19 protein-coding genes are annotated in these 14,002 nt (G+C 65.3%); 17 read left to right on the plus strand and 2 right to left on the minus strand.

Translation table 11 applies throughout. From position 1 onward, the window contains the following. The 17 genes from rpmC (at position 1) to AC1ME3_RS10470 (ending at position 11,800) form a co-directional block, all read left to right on the plus strand. Positions 1-207, plus strand: a complete 207-nt coding sequence (rpmC, locus tag AC1ME3_RS10390) for a 50S ribosomal protein L29 (RefSeq protein ID WP_055872644.1) — start codon at positions 1-3, stop codon at positions 205-207. 10 nt (positions 208-217) lie between these two features. Further along, a complete protein-coding gene (rpsQ, locus tag AC1ME3_RS10395; protein ID WP_031393756.1) occupies positions 218-490 on the plus strand; it encodes a 30S ribosomal protein S17 in 273 nt (90 codons plus the stop codon). 267 nt (positions 491-757) lie between these two features. Beyond that, on the plus strand, positions 758-1,126 hold the full coding sequence (gene rplN, locus AC1ME3_RS10400) for a 50S ribosomal protein L14 (protein ID WP_031393755.1): 369 nt from the start codon (positions 758-760) through the stop codon (positions 1,124-1,126). Then, positions 1,126-1,443 carry a 50S ribosomal protein L24 gene (gene rplX, locus AC1ME3_RS10405; RefSeq protein WP_056047623.1) on the plus strand — a complete coding sequence of 106 codons (318 nt, stop codon included), beginning with the start codon at positions 1,126-1,128 and terminating at the stop codon, positions 1,441-1,443. The genes rplN and rplX overlap by 1 nt, the downstream gene beginning before the upstream one ends. Positions 1,444-1,492: 49 nt before the next feature. After that, positions 1,493-2,056: a 50S ribosomal protein L5 gene (gene rplE, locus AC1ME3_RS10410; RefSeq protein WP_082441396.1), complete on the plus strand. Its 564-nt coding sequence runs from the start codon at positions 1,493-1,495 to the stop codon at positions 2,054-2,056. A gap of 128 nt (positions 2,057-2,184) precedes the next feature. Further along, complete coding sequence (gene rpsN / locus AC1ME3_RS10415; protein WP_056015537.1) at positions 2,185-2,490, plus strand: 30S ribosomal protein S14; 306 nt, start codon at positions 2,185-2,187, stop codon at positions 2,488-2,490. A gap of 10 nt (positions 2,491-2,500) precedes the next feature. Then, on the plus strand, positions 2,501-2,896 hold the full coding sequence (gene rpsH, locus AC1ME3_RS10420; RefSeq protein ID WP_031393751.1) for a 30S ribosomal protein S8: 396 nt from the start codon (positions 2,501-2,503) through the stop codon (positions 2,894-2,896). Further along, positions 2,896-3,429, plus strand: a complete 534-nt coding sequence (gene rplF / locus AC1ME3_RS10425; protein ID WP_056047628.1) for a 50S ribosomal protein L6 — start codon at positions 2,896-2,898, stop codon at positions 3,427-3,429. The genes rpsH and rplF overlap by 1 nt, the downstream gene beginning before the upstream one ends. Next, positions 3,429-3,785 (plus strand): 50S ribosomal protein L18, encoded by a 357-nt coding sequence (gene rplR / locus AC1ME3_RS10430; protein ID WP_031393749.1) that lies wholly within the window; start codon positions 3,429-3,431, stop codon positions 3,783-3,785. The genes rplF and rplR overlap by 1 nt, the downstream gene beginning before the upstream one ends. A gap of 3 nt (positions 3,786-3,788) precedes the next feature. Then, complete coding sequence (gene rpsE, locus AC1ME3_RS10435) at positions 3,789-4,595, plus strand: 30S ribosomal protein S5 (protein WP_480953089.1); 807 nt, start codon at positions 3,789-3,791, stop codon at positions 4,593-4,595. Between the two features lie 6 nt (positions 4,596-4,601). Next, entirely contained in the window at positions 4,602-4,778 is a 177-nt protein-coding gene (gene rpmD, locus AC1ME3_RS10440) for a 50S ribosomal protein L30 (RefSeq protein WP_055872633.1), read from the plus strand. Positions 4,779-4,898: 120 nt separating this feature from the next. Then, complete coding sequence (gene rplO, locus AC1ME3_RS10445) at positions 4,899-5,441, plus strand: 50S ribosomal protein L15 (RefSeq protein WP_056047631.1); 543 nt, start codon at positions 4,899-4,901, stop codon at positions 5,439-5,441. A gap of 392 nt (positions 5,442-5,833) precedes the next feature. After that, on the plus strand, positions 5,834-7,198 hold the full coding sequence (gene secY, locus AC1ME3_RS10450) for a preprotein translocase subunit SecY (protein ID WP_055872627.1): 1,365 nt from the start codon (positions 5,834-5,836) through the stop codon (positions 7,196-7,198). Between the two features lie 52 nt (positions 7,199-7,250). Next, a complete protein-coding gene (locus tag AC1ME3_RS10455; protein ID WP_480953090.1) occupies positions 7,251-7,901 on the plus strand; it encodes an adenylate kinase in 651 nt (216 codons plus the stop codon). 431 nt (positions 7,902-8,332) lie between these two features. Further along, a complete protein-coding gene (locus tag AC1ME3_RS10460) occupies positions 8,333-9,025 on the plus strand; it encodes a winged helix-turn-helix domain-containing protein (RefSeq protein WP_056050249.1) in 693 nt (230 codons plus the stop codon). Continuing rightward, positions 9,022-10,368, plus strand: a complete 1,347-nt coding sequence (locus AC1ME3_RS10465) for a sensor histidine kinase (protein WP_480953091.1) — start codon at positions 9,022-9,024, stop codon at positions 10,366-10,368. Before AC1ME3_RS10460 ends, AC1ME3_RS10465 begins: the two co-directional genes overlap by 4 nt. 172 nt (positions 10,369-10,540) lie before the next feature. Further along, a complete protein-coding gene (locus AC1ME3_RS10470; protein WP_136189403.1) occupies positions 10,541-11,800 on the plus strand; it encodes an MFS transporter in 1,260 nt (419 codons plus the stop codon). 33 nt (positions 11,801-11,833) lie between these two features. On the opposite strand, the gene rsmD is transcribed toward AC1ME3_RS10470, so the two are convergent. Together rsmD and AC1ME3_RS10480 are read right to left on the minus strand one after the other, a co-directional pair. Further along, positions 11,834-12,376 (minus strand): 16S rRNA (guanine(966)-N(2))-methyltransferase RsmD, encoded by a 543-nt coding sequence (rsmD, locus tag AC1ME3_RS10475; protein ID WP_480953092.1) that lies wholly within the window; start codon positions 12,374-12,376, stop codon positions 11,834-11,836. After that, complete coding sequence (locus AC1ME3_RS10480; RefSeq protein WP_480953093.1) at positions 12,376-13,956, minus strand: pseudouridine synthase; 1,581 nt, start codon at positions 13,954-13,956, stop codon at positions 12,376-12,378. The genes rsmD and AC1ME3_RS10480 overlap by 1 nt, the downstream gene beginning before the upstream one ends. Between the last annotated feature and the right edge of the window lie 46 nt (positions 13,957-14,002).

The raw sequence follows: 14,002 nt of genomic DNA on the forward strand, positions 1-14,002 counted from the left end.
ATGGCTCGTATCGACGACATGAAGACCAAGAGCGACGACCAGCTGTCGGAGTCGCTCGGCGAACTGAAGCGCGAGCAGTTCAACCTGCGCTTCCAGGCCGCCACGAACCAGCTCGAAAAGCCGAGCCGCGTTCGTGAGGTCCGCCGCGACATCGCTCGCATCAAGACCCTGCAGGCTCAGCGCACCAGCGCTGAAGCCGCGAAGTAAGGAACGTATCATGCCGAAGCGCGTGCTGACCGGTCTGGTCGTGTCCGACAAGGGCGACAAGACGGTGGTCGTGAACGTCGAGCGTAAGGTGAAGCACCCGCTCTACGGGAAGATCATCCGTCGCTCGAAGAAGTATCATGCTCATGACGAGAGCAACGAGTTCAAGCAGGGCGAGACCGTGCGGATCGAAGAGACCGCACCAATCTCCAAGCTGAAGACCTGGAAGGTGATCGAGCGGGTCAACACCCACGCGACGCCGGAGCGGGCTTCGGCCGAGGGCTGAACTGGTACGCTCCGAACCCCGTCATCCCAGCGAATGCTGGGATCTTGTGGTGAAGGGCGATCGGCTCGAACAGGGATACCCCAGCTTTCGCTGGGGCGACGGGTTTGAGTTAAGAGGGCAGGGGGGAAACCTCCTGCGCTCTTGTTTTCGTAAACGGGAACGGCTAAGCGGCCGCTCCTCCCCGCTGCGGTTCGTCCGTGGCGGGGTGATTTTTTAGGCGGGGTTCGGTCGGTATCGACCCCAGAGACAGAGAAGGGATACGGATCCATGATCCAGATGCAGTCCAATCTCGACGTCGCTGACAACAGCGGCGCGAAGCGGGTGCAGTGCATCAAGGTGCTTGGGGGTTCCAAGCGTCGTGTTGCAGGCGTTGGCGACATCATCGTCGTCAGCATCAAGGAAGCGCAGCCACGTGGCCGTGTGAAGAAGGGCGACGTTCACCGCGCGGTGATCGTGCGTACCGCCAAGGATATCCGCCGTGCAGACGGTACGGTCATCCGCTTCGACGGCAACGCCGCGGTGCTGGTCAACAAGAACGAGGAGCCGATCGGCACCCGTATCTTCGGCCCAGTCGTTCGCGAGCTGCGCGGCAAGAAGCACATGAAGATCATCAGTCTTGCGCCGGAGGTGCTGTAATGGCGTCGCAGCGTATCAAGAAGGGTGACAAGGTCATCGTCCTGTCCGGCAAGGACAAGGGCAAGACCGGTGAAGTCACCGTCTCCATGCCGAAGACCGACAAGGTCGTCGTATCGGGCGTCAACATCGCCGTGCGTCACACCAAGCCGACTCAGGGTGACCCGCAGGGTGGCCTGATCCGCAAGGAAGCACCGATGCACGTTTCGAAGGTCGCGCACGTGACCGCCGACGGCAAGCCGACCCGCGTCCGCTTTGAGGAGCAGGACGGCAAGAAGGTCCGCGTCGCCGTCAAGACCGGGGAGAAGATCAATGGTTGATCAGAACACTGGCGAGCAGAACGGCGCAGAGACCGTCTACGTCGCACGCATGCGGAAACTGTACGACGAGACGATCATCAAGGCGATGACCGAGAAGTTCGGGTACAAGAACGTCATGGAAATCCCGCGGCTCGACAAGATCGTGCTGAACATGGGCGTCGGCGAAGCCACGCAGGACAAGAAGAAGGTCGACCAGGCTGCTTCCGAGATGGAGCTGATCGCCGGCCAGAAGCCTGTCGTGACGAAGGCCAAGAAGTCGATCGCGCAGTTCAAGTTGCGTGAAGGCATGCCGATCGGCGTGAAGGTAACCCTTCGCCGCGAGCGCATGTACGAGTTTCTCGACCGTTTCATCACGATCGCTCTTCCCCGCGTCCGCGATTTCCGCGGCCTCAACCCGAAGAGCTTCGATGGCCGTGGCAACTATGCCTGCGGTATCAAGGAGCAGATCGTGTTCCCAGAAATCAGCTATGACCGGGTCGACAAGGTCCGCGGCATGGATGTGATCGTGACGACGACCGCAAAGACCGACGACGAGGCTCGCGAGCTTCTCCGTCTGTTCGGTTTCCCGTTCCCGATCGAAGACGACGCTGCCGACGAGAAGAAGGCAGCTTAATCTAAGTCCCCCTCCCGCTTGCGGGAGGGGTCAGGGGAGGGGCCTCGCGCCTAACAGGCGTTGGTCCTTCCCTCCCCCAACCCCTCCCGCAAGCGGAAGGGGAGCTAGCAAAGAAAGAACTTAAGTCGATGGCGAAACTGAGTTCAGTCAACAAGAACGAGCGCCGCAAGCGCATGGTCAAGCAGTATGCCCCGAAGTACGCGGCACTGAAGGCGATCGCAGCGGACAAGACGCTCGACGACGGTGAGCGTCTGATCGCTCGCCTCAAGATGGCGGCACTGCCGCGCAACGCGAACCCGACCCGCATCCGTAACCGGTGCGAGCTGACCGGTCGCCCGCGCGCCTATTACCGCAAGTTCCGGCTCTGCCGTATTCAGCTGCGCGATCTGGCCAACAAGGGCCTCATCCCCGGCGTCACGAAGTCGAGCTGGTAAGGACTAAATCATGGCAGTGACCGATCCCCTGGGTGATTTGCTCACCCGTATCCGTAATGGCCAGCGCGCGAAGAAGGACTCCGTCCTCACGCCGGCGTCGAAGCTGCGCGTCCGCGTGCTCGACGTTCTGCAGCGCGAAGGCTATATCCGTGGCTATAGCGAAGAGCAGATGGGCCCCGCGGCCGGCCTTCGCATCGAGCTGAAGTATTTCGAGGGCCAGCCTGCGATCAAGCATGTCGCGCGCGTCTCGAAGCCCGGCCGTCGCGTCTATTCCGGCTCGCAGGAACTCCCGCGCGTCCGTAACGGCCTCGGCATCACCATCGTCTCGACGCCCCGCGGCGTGCTTTCGGATTCCGAAGCACGTGAGCAGAACGTCGGCGGCGAAGTCCTCGCGGAGGTGTTCTGATGAGCCGCATTGGTAAGAAGCCGGTCACCGTACCGGCGGGCATCACGCCGACCATCGAGAACAAGCAGCTGACGATGAAGGGCCCCAAGGGTACCCTCAAGATGCCGCTTCGCGACGAGATCAGCTACACGATCGAAGACGGCGGCATTTCGGTGCAGCCGGCCAACGACACCAAGCGCGCTCGCGCGTTCTGGGGCATGCAGCGGACCATGGTGCAGAACCTGGTCACCGGCGTGTCGGAAGGCTTCACCAAGAAGCTGCTGATCACCGGCGTCGGCTATCGTGCCGCGGCGCAGGGTCGCAACCTCAAGCTGCAGCTCGGCTACAGCCACGACGTCAACATCGACGTGCCGGAGGGTATCGAAGTCAAGACCCCCGACAACACGACGATCGAGATCTCGGGTTCGGACAAGCAGATGGTCGGTCAGCTGGCCGCGGAAATTCGTCAGTGGCGCAAGCCCGAGCCTTACAAGGGCAAGGGTATCAAGTACGACGGCGAGTTCATCTTCCGCAAGGAAGGGAAGAAGAAGTAATGACCAAGGGACTTTCTCTTTTCGCCAAGCGGCGTCGCCGCAACCGTACCGCGCTCCGCGCACGTGCAGGCACCCGTCCTCGGTTGTCGGTGCATCGCTCGGGCAAGCACATCTATGCCCAGGTGATCGACGATGCCGCCGGCACGACGGTCGCATCGGCCTCGACGCTGGAGAAGGACGTGCGCGGCACGTCCGGCGCCAACATCGACGCGGCGACTTCGGTCGGCAAGCGCGTCGCCGAGGCTGCCAAGGCAGCGGGCGTGACCCAGGTCGTGTTCGATCGCGGCGGCTTCCTCTACCACGGTCGCGTGAAGGCTCTTGCCGATGCCGCGCGCGAAGCCGGATTGGAGTTCTAAGACATGGCTGACGAAAACAACACGCCAGGAAACGCTGGGGCAGTAATCGCTCCCGAGACGACCGCACAGGACGTCACGGCTCAGAACGTCCCGCAGAGCACTGGCTACCAGGGCAATAACGGTGGCGGTCGCGGTCGCGGCGGTCCCGGCGGCGGCGGCGGCGGTGGTCGTGGTGGCCCCGGCGGCAACCGCAGCGGTGGCCCAGGCGGCAACCGCGGTGGTCGCGATGGCGGTCGCGGTCGCGACAATCGTGGCGGTCGTCCCGGTGCGGACGATGGCGGCGAAGAGCTGATCGAGAAGCTGGTGCACATCAACCGCGTCTCGAAGACGGTCAAGGGCGGTAAGCGCTTCGGCTTCGCAGCACTCGTCGTCGTCGGCGACGGCAAGGGTCGTGCAGGCTTCGGTCATGGCAAGGCACGCGAAGTGCCGGAAGCCATCTCGAAGGCGACGGCTGCTGCCAAGAAGAAGATGGTTCGCGTTCCGTTGAAGGACGGTCGCACGCTGCATCATGACGGCAACGGTCACTTCGGTGCCGGCAAGGTCACGCTGCGGTCGGCGCCTCAGGGTACGGGCATCATCGCCGGTGGCCCGATGCGCGCAGTCTTCGAATCGCTGGGCGTTGCGGACGTTGTGACCAAGTCGGTCGGCACGTCGAACCCCTACAACATGATCCGCGCCACGTTCGAGGCCCTTGGCGAGCAGACCTCGCCCAAGGCCGTCGCACAGCGTCGCGGCAAGAAGATCGCCGACCTGCTCGGCCATGGTGGTTCGAAGACCGCCGAGGCCGATGCAGCTGCGATCACGGAGTAAGCGATCATGGCAACCATCAAGATCACGCAGACCGGTTCGCCGATCCGCCGCGAGAAGGATCAGCGCGCAACGCTGATCGGTCTCGGTCTCAACAAGATGCACAAGACCCGCGAGCTGGAAGACAGCCCAGAGGTCCGCGGCATGATCCGTAAGGTGCAGCACATGGTGTCGGTCGAAGGCTGAGCCTTCACTCTACCTAGTGACAAATACCGGGAAGGGGGCTAACGGCCCCCTTCCTTATTTCCGGATTCGAACCCGGCGATTTCAAACCAGCGCGTAACAAGCGAAAGCGAGTGCATTACCATGAAGCTCAACGAACTCCGCGATAACGAAGGTGCCCGTAAGTCCAAGATGCGCGTCGGACGCGGCATCGGCTCGGGCAAGGGCAAGACCGCAGGCCGCGGCCAGAAGGGCCAGAAGAGCCGCGAGGGCGTGTCCATCGCCGGCTTCGAAGGCGGCCAGATGCCACTGCATATGCGTCTGCCTAAGCGCGGCTTCAACAACATCTTCCGCAAGGACTTCGCAGAGGTCAACCTCGGCGCGATCCAGCTCGCGGTCGACGCCGGCAAGATCGAGGCGAACGCCACGCTCGACCACGACGCGCTGAAGGCCGCGGGCCTGGCACGCGGCGGCAAGGACGGCGTCCGCCTCCTCGCCAAGGGCGAGCTGACCACGGTCCTCTCGTTCACCGTCGACGGCGCGTCGAAGGGCGCGATCGAAGCGGTCGAGAAGATCGGCGGCAAGGTCGAGGTGATCCACTTCGTCCCCGCAGCCGAGAAGGCTGCCGCCAAGAAGGGCGTGAAGTACAAGGAGCGTGCGGCGCACAAGGCGTCGTTCAAGGCTTAAGCCGAACTGAAGGGGGCGGGTGCTGATGCACCCGCCCCCTTTTTGTTTGCCCGGAGTGCTCCTCCCTTCCGTTCGCCCTTCGCGTAGTCGAAGTGTACCTCCTTCGGGGCACTATCCTCCGACTTCGCTCACGACGAACGGGTAGGGGCGGCCCTCATCCCCGTTCGTCCTGAGTAGGGGCTGAGCGAAGCCGAAGACCCGTATCGAAGGATTTGCCCCAAGCGAGCGGGTCCTTCGATACGCCGCTTCGACAAGCTCAGCGCCTACTCAGGACGAACGGAGTGGGCACTTAGCGCACCTAGCCATTAGACAAGCGCGCCCGTGCGCCTATATGAGCGGCGGGGGCGGTCACAACGCATCCCGCCTTCTTTGTTTCCAGGACGATCACACGCATGGCATCCGCAGCCGACCAGATGGCGCAAAGCATCAGCCTTTCGAAATTCGCGAAGGCGACCGACCTCAAGAAGCGGTTGTGGTTCACGATCGGTGCGCTGATCATTTTCCGCCTGCTCAGCTATGTCCCGCTGCCGGGTGTCGACCCGACCGCGCTCGGCCTGCTCTCGCAGCAGACGCAAGGCGGCGTGCTCGATTTCTTCAACACCTTCTCGGGTGGTTCGCTCAGCCGCATGTCGCTGATCGCGCTCGGCGTGATGCCCTACATCACCGCCTCGATCGTGGTGCAGCTCGCGACCTCGCTGTCGCCGACGCTCGCCGCCATCAAGAAGGATGGCGAATCAGGCCGCAAGCGCCTCAACCAGTATACCCGCTACGGCACCGTGGGCCTGACCGCGGTGCAGGGCTATTTCATCGCCGTCGGCCTTGAGACGCTCGGCGCCGCACAGGGCATCCAGGCGGTCATCGAGCCCGGCATGATGTTCCGCGTCGCCGCGGTGATCTCGCTGATCGGCGGTACGATGTTCCTGATGTGGCTCGGCGAGCAGATCACCAGCCGCGGTATCGGCAACGGTGTCTCGCTGATCATCATGGCCGGCATTGTCGCGCATCTCCCCGTCACGCTGGTCAACCTGCTCGAAGGCGGCCGTTCGGGTTCGCTCGATCCGATCAAACTGATCGGCATCGTCGTCGCGGTGGTCGTGCTGATTCTCTTCATCTGCTTCATGGAGCGCGCGCAGCGCCGCATCCTGATCCAGTATCCCAAGCGCCAGACGCAGCGCGGCATGCAGGCCGATCGCAGCCATCTGCCGCTGAAGATCAACACTGCCGGCGTCATCCCGCCGATCTTCGCCTCGTCGCTGCTGCTGATGCCGCTGACGATCTCGCAGTTCGCCGGACAGCGCGTCGCGGGTGAGTCGAAGTGGGGTGACTTCATCATCACCCTCAACCAGTACCTTCAGCACGGCTCGCCCGTGTACATGCTGCTGTACGGCGCCGGCATCATCTTCTTCTCGTTCTTCTACACCGCGGTCGTCTTCAACCCCGAGGAAACCGCCGACAACCTGAAGCGCAATGGCGGGTTCATCCCCGGCATCCGCCCGGGCAAGAACACCGAGAACTATTTCGATTACGTGCTGACGCGCATCACCGTCATCGGTGCGGCGTATCTGACGATTATCTGCCTGTTGCCGGAATATCTGGTGACCGCGTTGCAGATCCCGTTCTACCTCGGTGGCACGAGCCTGTTGATCGTCGTCAATGTGACGATGGACACGGTGACGCAGATCCAGTCGCACCTGTTGGCGCACCAGTATGGCGACCTGATCAAGAAGGCGAAGCTCAAGGGCAATCGACTTCGTTAAGCTGCGGGTCTAACGCCGTAAAAATCCTGCACGAACGAGGGGAGTGCGTTTCGTGAATATCATCCTTCTTGGACCGCCCGGCGCGGGCAAGGGCACGCAAGCCGCCACGCTCGTCAGCGAGCGCGGCATGGTGCAGCTTTCGACCGGCGACATGCTGCGCGCAGCGGTCGCCGCCGGAACGCCGGTCGGCCTCCAGGCGAAGTCCGTGATGGAATCCGGCGGTCTCGTGTCTGACGAGATCGTGTCGGGCATCATCGGTGAGCGTCTCGACCAGCCGGACAGTGCGAACGGCGTCATCTTCGACGGCTACCCGCGGACAGCTGCGCAGGCGGAAGCGCTCGACGGCCTGCTCGCCGATCGCGGCCGCACGCTCGACTACGTCATCGAGTTGGGCGTCGACGAGGCCGCGCTGATCGACCGCGTCGTCGGCCGCTACACTTGTGCCAAGTGCGGTACGGGTTATCATGATCGCTACAAGAAGCCGGTCGTCGCGGGCGTATGCGACGTCTGCGGCTCGACGGAGTTCAAGCGCCGTCCCGACGACAATGCCGAGACGGTCCACAACCGCATGGCCGAATACCGTGCGAAGACGGCACCGATCCTGCCGATCTACGACGCGCGGGGGTTGGTTTACCGCGTCGACGGCATGGCTGACATCGCGCATGTCGGCGCGGCGATCGCTGCGATCCTCGACAAGAAGTAGGCATGTTCCGCCGCAAAGGCGTGAGCCCAAACTGGGCTCACGCCTTTGCGCGCCCCCTCCGTCATCCCGGCGAACGCCGGGACCCACGGATACGACGGACCATGCGATGGCGTGTGACCACCACCCAATCCGCAACCATGGGTCCCGGCGTTCGCCGGGATGACGGGGGGCATAGTGTTCGCGTCATCAAGTGCCTTATCGAACAACCATTAACATGACGAAATTGTCACCCCTCGGTCATCGCCCTGACCCCCGCCCGATCCTAGAACGACCACGTGGCCAGCAACGGCCGCATGAGTTTCCAGAGATCGGTGCCCGTCACTCCCGGGGGTACCGTGGGGGCCGGCGGGAAGGGTTCTTTCCGCCGGCCTTTCCGTTTATAAGGGCAGGAGATGGTGACCGAAATCGGTGGCAGGGAAGGTGATACCGCGTTGAGCCGCAAGATCCTGATCGTCGAGGACGACGCCTCGACATCCGCCTATCTTGCCAAGGGCCTGGCTGAGGCCGGCCACGCAATCGAGGCATGTGCGGACGGCCGCGATGGCCTGTTCCTCGCCAGCGAGGGCATCTTCGACCTCATCATCGCGGACCGCATGCTGCCGGGGCTCGACGGGCTGTCGATGGTCAGTGCGATTCGCGCCGCGGGCATCGCCACGCCGGTCCTGATCCTGTCGGCACTCGCCGCCGTCGACGACCGGGTCGACGGTCTCAAGGCAGGCGCCGACGATTATCTGTGCAAGCCCTTCTCGTTCGCCGAACTCTCAGCACGGATTGAGGCCATGCTCCGCCGCTCCGACCGTGCCGCGACCGAGCCGCAGAAGACAAAGCTCTCCGTCGGCGATCTCGAAATCGACTTGCTCGCCCGCGCCGTCTCTCGCGCCGGCCGCTCCATCCCGCTCGGCGCCCGCGAGTTCAACCTGCTCGAATTCCTCGCCCGCCATGCCGGTCAGGTCGTCACCCGCACGATGATGCTCGAGAAGATCTGGAACTATCACTTCGACCCGGGCTCGAACGTCGTCGACGTCCATATCGGTCGTCTCCGCCGCAAGCTCGAGGAAGGCTTCCCGACGCCGATCCTCCACACGGTCCGCGGCGCAGGCTATCGACTCGCCGTCGAAGGGTGATTCGCCTTTCGGTAACTGCCCGAATCGCGCTGCTCTCGATCGCGCTGGCGCTGATCTCCAATCTCGCGCTGGTCGGCTTCGTCTGGAAGACCACCAGCGCGGACGCGATCGACGCGATCCGGCGCGAGACCACCGAGCAATCGGAAGCCCTGCGCGCGGTCTGGCGTAACGGCGGCCTTCCCGCGATCCGCCAGGCGATCGACAGCGCAGTCGTCCCCGGCGACGTTTCGCTCGTGCTCGCGGTGGTCGACCCGAAGGGCAGGGCCGTCGTCGGCATCGCGCCTGAACGGCTTGCGGTCCCGCTTCGCGTCACGCAGTTCCGGATCGCTCGACTCGGCGCCGACGAACTCTGGTCGGCGCGCGAGACCGGGTACGCGCTCCATCCGCTCGGCAGCTACTGGCTCCTGACCGGCCGCAATCTCGACCTGATCGCCGCGGAGGAACGCGCAATCGAACGTGCGCTCGCGGTCGCCGTGTTCCTGTCGCTCGCGCTCGGTGTGGTCGGAGGGTTGGTCCTCACGCGCTACGTCAGCCGCCGGCTCGACGGCATCGCCAAGGCGATCGAGGCGGCGGGCGAAGGCGATCTCTCTCGCCGTGTCGACATGATCGCGGGGGGCGGCGATGCGTTCGACCGTCTTGCTGCCCGCCTCAACGTCATGCTGGGCAAGCTCGAAGGTGTGATGGCCGAACTGCGGATCGTCACCGACAGCCTCGCACACGACCTCCGCTCGCCGCTCGCGCGTCTACGGACCAAGACCGAGCAAGCGGTGCTGATCGCCGATCCCGACGCGCGGGAAGCGGCGCTGGGCGGCCTCCTGGTCGAAACCGACCTGGTGATGCGAATGCTGACGATGGTAATCGAGATCAGCCGCTCGGGTTCGGTCTCGCGCGATCGCTTCATCGAAGTCTCGCCCGCGAACCTGCTGGAGGAGATCGGCGAACTCTACGCGCCCGTCGCGGAGGATGCCGGCCTCGTCTTCACGATCGCGATCGACGACCGCCCGCCGCCGATGAAGCTCCACCGCGAGCTGATCAGCCAGGCGATCACCAACCTGATCGACAACGCGCTCCGTCACGGCGCTGGCGGCGGGGAAGTCACGCTGCGGATCGTCCACCGCACCGACGGCGTCGCGATCCAGGTCGAGGACCGCGGTCCTGGCATCGCCGCCTCCGATCGTGCGCAGGCGCTGAAGCGCTTCGGCCGCCTCGACAGCGCTCGCTCGACGCCCGGTGCTGGCCTCGGCATGGCCCTGATCGAAGCGGTCGCGCGCCTCCACGACGGCCATTTCGAGCTAGCCGACAACGCCCCAGGCCTCGTCGCGCGGATCGTCCTCCCAGTCTGATCCTCCCCCGCAAGGGGGAGGTGGCTGGCGCTTGCCGGACGGAGGGGGAGGAAAGGCTAACCTCGGTTGCGTTTCCTCCCCCTCCGTCGCTTCGCGCCACCTCCCCCTGGCGGGGTAGGATTAGCAGTGGCAATCGGTTGACCCCGAGGACGACCGCGGCGAGACCGTGTCCATGACAACGCTCGCCTCCCACCGCCGCATCCTCGCCGCCAGCCTGGTCGGCACCGCGGTCGAGTTCTACGATTTCTACATCTACGCGACCGCCGCGGCGCTGGTGTTCGGGCCGCTGTTCTTTTCCGGGCAGTCCGCCTCGGCGCAGTTGCTGCTGAGCTATGCGACGTTCGGCCTGGCCTTCGTCGCGCGCCCAGTCGGCGCGATCGTGTTCGGGCATTTCGGCGATCGGATCGGGCGCAAGTCCACCCTCGTCGCATCGCTGTTGCTGATGGGCGGATCGACCGTCGGCATCGCCTTCCTCCCGACGTACGCGCAGGTCGGCTGGATCGCGCCCGCGCTGCTGTGCCTGATGCGCCTCGGGCAGGGGCTCGGGCTTGGCGGCGAATGGGGCGGGGCGGCGCTGCTGGCGGTCGAGAACGCGCCGCCGCACCGCAAGAACACCTGGGGCATGTTCCCGCCGCTCGGTGCCCCGGTGGGCTTCCTTGCCGCGAACGGGCTGTTCCTGATCATCGGACTCGTGCTCGACGAAGCGCAGTTCATCGCCTGGGGCTGGCGCATCCCGTTCCTGCTCAGCGCGATCCTTGTCGGGCTCGGCCTGTGGGTGCGGCTCAAGCTGACCGAGACGCCAGCGTTCCTTGAGGCGGAAGCGACCGAGGCCTTGCCCAAGGTACCGATCGCGACGCTTCTCACGCAGCACCTCCGCGCGACGCTGGCCGGCACGTTCGGGGTGATCGCATGCTTCGCGCTGTTCTACCTCGCGACCGCCTTCGCACTTGGCTACGGCACGAAGACGCTCGGCTATTCGCGCGAGGCGTTCCTCGGTGTCGAACTCGTCGCGATCTGGTTTCTTGCGGGCGGCGTGATCGTGGCCAGTGTGCTGGCGGACCGGCATTCCGCAGCACGGATGCTCGCGATCGGGTTTGCAGGGTGCATCGGCGTCGGCGCGCTGATGGGACCGATGCTCGGCTCGGGATCGCTGTTCACGGTGTGGCTGTGGCTGTCGGGGGCGCTGTTCGTGATGGGGTTCGCCTATGGCCCGCTCGGTGGGTGGCTGCCGAGCCTGTTTCCGGCGGGGGTGCGCTACACCGGCGTGTCGATGACGTTCAACCTTGGCGGCGTGCTGGGCGGGGCGCTGGCGCCGATCGTCGCGGAGGCGTTGGCCCCGCATGGGTTGTGGCTGGTCGGCGGGTATCTGATGGCGGCGGGTGTGTTGAGCCTTGGCGGACTGCTAATCCTCGGCCGCACGACCGACAAATAGAATGCTCTCCCGCCTTTGCGGGAGAGCATGCCTTTACGCGGACACTGGCCGCAGGAGCGTCAGCCGCGCCTTGCCGTGCACGCGCGTGGCGTCGACCTCGAAGCCGGCGAGTTCGACGACCTCGGCCTTCGCCGTCTCCAGGCTGATCCACGTCGCCGGCCCGACCCAACCCAGTCGCGACAGCTTGTCGAGCGCGACCAGTCCGGCACCGGTGCTGTACGGCGGGTCCATCAGGATCACGTCGAGCGGCGCCGGCGCGGGCCCGAGCGCCATCACCGACGTCGCGCGGACGTCACCGCGGATCTCCAGCTTGGCGAGGTTGGCCTTCAGCGCGTCGACCGCCAGCTTGTCCGATTCGACGAACATGCACGTCGCCGCGCCGCGCGAGAGTGCCTCGATCCCCAGCGCGCCCGAGCCTGCGAACAGATCGGCAACCGCCAATCCCTCAAAGCTTCCGACGCGACTGGTCAGCATCGAGAACAATGTCTCGCGCATCCGGTCCGCGGTGGGACGGGTGGTGTCACCCTTCGGTGCGGCGATCTGACGGCCGCGGTACAGTCCTGCGATGATCCGCATCAGCGCTTCCCTCCACGTGGTGCACGGGGCGGATGACCGCGCCCTCCCGACGGACCCTTCCCAGGTGGGGTAGGACGACTGCCGCGTTCAGGTCGCGCCGGACTCTCCGATCGCACCGGCCGTGGCTCGGCACCCGGACGCCCGCTGGCACTCCGCGCTGCGCGCTTGTCGAGCGAGCTGCGTCCCCGCGTATCGTCGGTCTGCGGACGGAAGCCCCGCGGTTGCTCCTGACGCTGCACCGTAGCGCCCGCACCGACGCGCGACGGCGCAGCGCGCTCCCGCGGTGGCTTGGCGGCGCGGAAATGCTTGATCTTGGGGCTCGTGCTCAGTTCCTCGCCGCGATCCGCACGCTCCTGCCGCACATACGGCTTGGACGTCTCGCCACTCGTCGGCCGCGCATGATGCGTTCCCGTCGGCCGCGCGGCGTTGCGCGTATCGGGCCGCGCCCAGGGATCGTTGACGTCGCCGCGCTGCATCGCTGCGGTCGGACGGATCCGCTCCGGACGGGCCGGTCGCGAAGGCCGATCGGTCGGTACCGCGCCGCTCGAAAAGCCGGAGCTTGCAGGTGCAGCATACGGACTGCGAACCGGCGTACGCGCACCAACAGCAGGCCGCGCACCCGAAACCGGACGCGCACCCGGCGCCGGCCGTGCCGTCGCAGCAGGCCGCGGCGCATTGCTGCCCCGCTGGCTAGACCGCGCGCCGATCCCGGCTCCAGCACCAGCACTCGCGCTGATCCCAATATTCGCGCGCGCGCCCGGACCCTCGGGTCGACCCTTCGCGAGTTCCTTCTGGAACGCGACGACGTCGTGCTGCAGCACTTCGCCGATCTGCCCCGGTGCGAGATCGCCGAGCACGAACGGGCCATAGCGCGTCCGGATCAACCGCGAGACCTGCAACCCGAGATGCTCCAGCACGCGGCGGACTTCGCGGTTCTTGCCCTCGGTCAGGATCATCTCGATCCAGACGTTCGCGCCGGTACGCCGCTCGATATTCGCGTTGATCGAGCCGTAGCGCACGCCCTCGATCTCGATACCCTCGATCAGTTCTTCGAGCTGCGGCTGCGTGATATTGCCATACGCACGCGCACGATAGGCACGCTCGACGCCGGTCGCGGGCAGTTCGAGCTGGCGCTTGAGGCCACCATCGGTGGTCATCAGCAACAGGCCTTCAGTGTTGAGATCGAGCCGCCCGACCGGCACCAGCCGCGGCAGATCCTGCGGCAGGCGGTCGTAGATCGTCGTGCGACCTGCAGGATCACTCTCGGTGACGAGCAGCCCGGTCGGCTTGTGATACAGGAACAGCCGAGCCGAACTCGGAGCCTCGACCGGGTCGCCGTCGACCGTCACGCCGTTGAGGTTGCGCAGGACGGTTGCGGGCGTGTCGAGAATGCTGCCGTTGAGCGCGACGCGGCCCTCGGCGATCATCCGCTCGATATCGCGGCGCGAGGCGATCCCGGCGCGCGCGAGCAGCTTGGCGATACGGTCGCCCTTGATCGGTGCGGCCGGCGTTTCGGGGGAGGTTGCGGGCGCGTCGTTCGACGGGCTGGCAGTCGGGTTATCGTCTTTTGAAGTCGTCATGGCGCGGCTGATACTATGGATCGGCGCTCAGCGCGAAAATATTTGC

It is taken from the genome of Sphingomonas sp. BL2 (genome assembly GCF_056680015.1).

What these genes read in the sequence shown, in the direction of transcription:
- rpmC (WP_055872644.1), top strand. Translation starts at nt 1, where the DNA reads ATGGCTCGTATCGACGACATGAAGACCAAGAGCGACGACCAGCTGTCG.
- rpsQ (WP_031393756.1), top strand. Translation starts at nt 218, where the DNA reads ATGCCGAAGCGCGTGCTGACCGGTCTGGTCGTGTCCGACAAGGGCGAC.
- rplN (WP_031393755.1), top strand. Translation starts at nt 758, where the DNA reads ATGATCCAGATGCAGTCCAATCTCGACGTCGCTGACAACAGCGGCGCG.
- rplX (WP_056047623.1), top strand. Translation starts at nt 1,126, where the DNA reads ATGGCGTCGCAGCGTATCAAGAAGGGTGACAAGGTCATCGTCCTGTCC.
- rplE (WP_082441396.1), top strand. Translation starts at nt 1,493, where the DNA reads ATGCGGAAACTGTACGACGAGACGATCATCAAGGCGATGACCGAGAAG.
- rpsN (WP_056015537.1), top strand. Translation starts at nt 2,185, where the DNA reads ATGGCGAAACTGAGTTCAGTCAACAAGAACGAGCGCCGCAAGCGCATG.
- rpsH (WP_031393751.1), top strand. Translation starts at nt 2,501, where the DNA reads ATGGCAGTGACCGATCCCCTGGGTGATTTGCTCACCCGTATCCGTAAT.
- rplF (WP_056047628.1), top strand. Translation starts at nt 2,896, where the DNA reads ATGAGCCGCATTGGTAAGAAGCCGGTCACCGTACCGGCGGGCATCACG.
- rplR (WP_031393749.1), top strand. Translation starts at nt 3,429, where the DNA reads ATGACCAAGGGACTTTCTCTTTTCGCCAAGCGGCGTCGCCGCAACCGT.
- rpsE (WP_480953089.1), top strand. Translation starts at nt 3,789, where the DNA reads ATGGCTGACGAAAACAACACGCCAGGAAACGCTGGGGCAGTAATCGCT.
- rpmD (WP_055872633.1), top strand. Translation starts at nt 4,602, where the DNA reads ATGGCAACCATCAAGATCACGCAGACCGGTTCGCCGATCCGCCGCGAG.
- rplO (WP_056047631.1), top strand. Translation starts at nt 4,899, where the DNA reads ATGAAGCTCAACGAACTCCGCGATAACGAAGGTGCCCGTAAGTCCAAG.
- secY (WP_055872627.1), top strand. Translation starts at nt 5,834, where the DNA reads ATGGCATCCGCAGCCGACCAGATGGCGCAAAGCATCAGCCTTTCGAAA.
- AC1ME3_RS10470 (WP_136189403.1), top strand. Translation starts at nt 10,541, where the DNA reads ATGACAACGCTCGCCTCCCACCGCCGCATCCTCGCCGCCAGCCTGGTC.
- rsmD (WP_480953092.1), bottom strand. Translation starts at nt 12,376, where the DNA reads ATGCGGATCATCGCAGGACTGTACCGCGGCCGTCAGATCGCCGCACCG.
- AC1ME3_RS10480 (WP_480953093.1), bottom strand. Translation starts at nt 13,956, where the DNA reads ATGACGACTTCAAAAGACGATAACCCGACTGCCAGCCCGTCGAACGAC.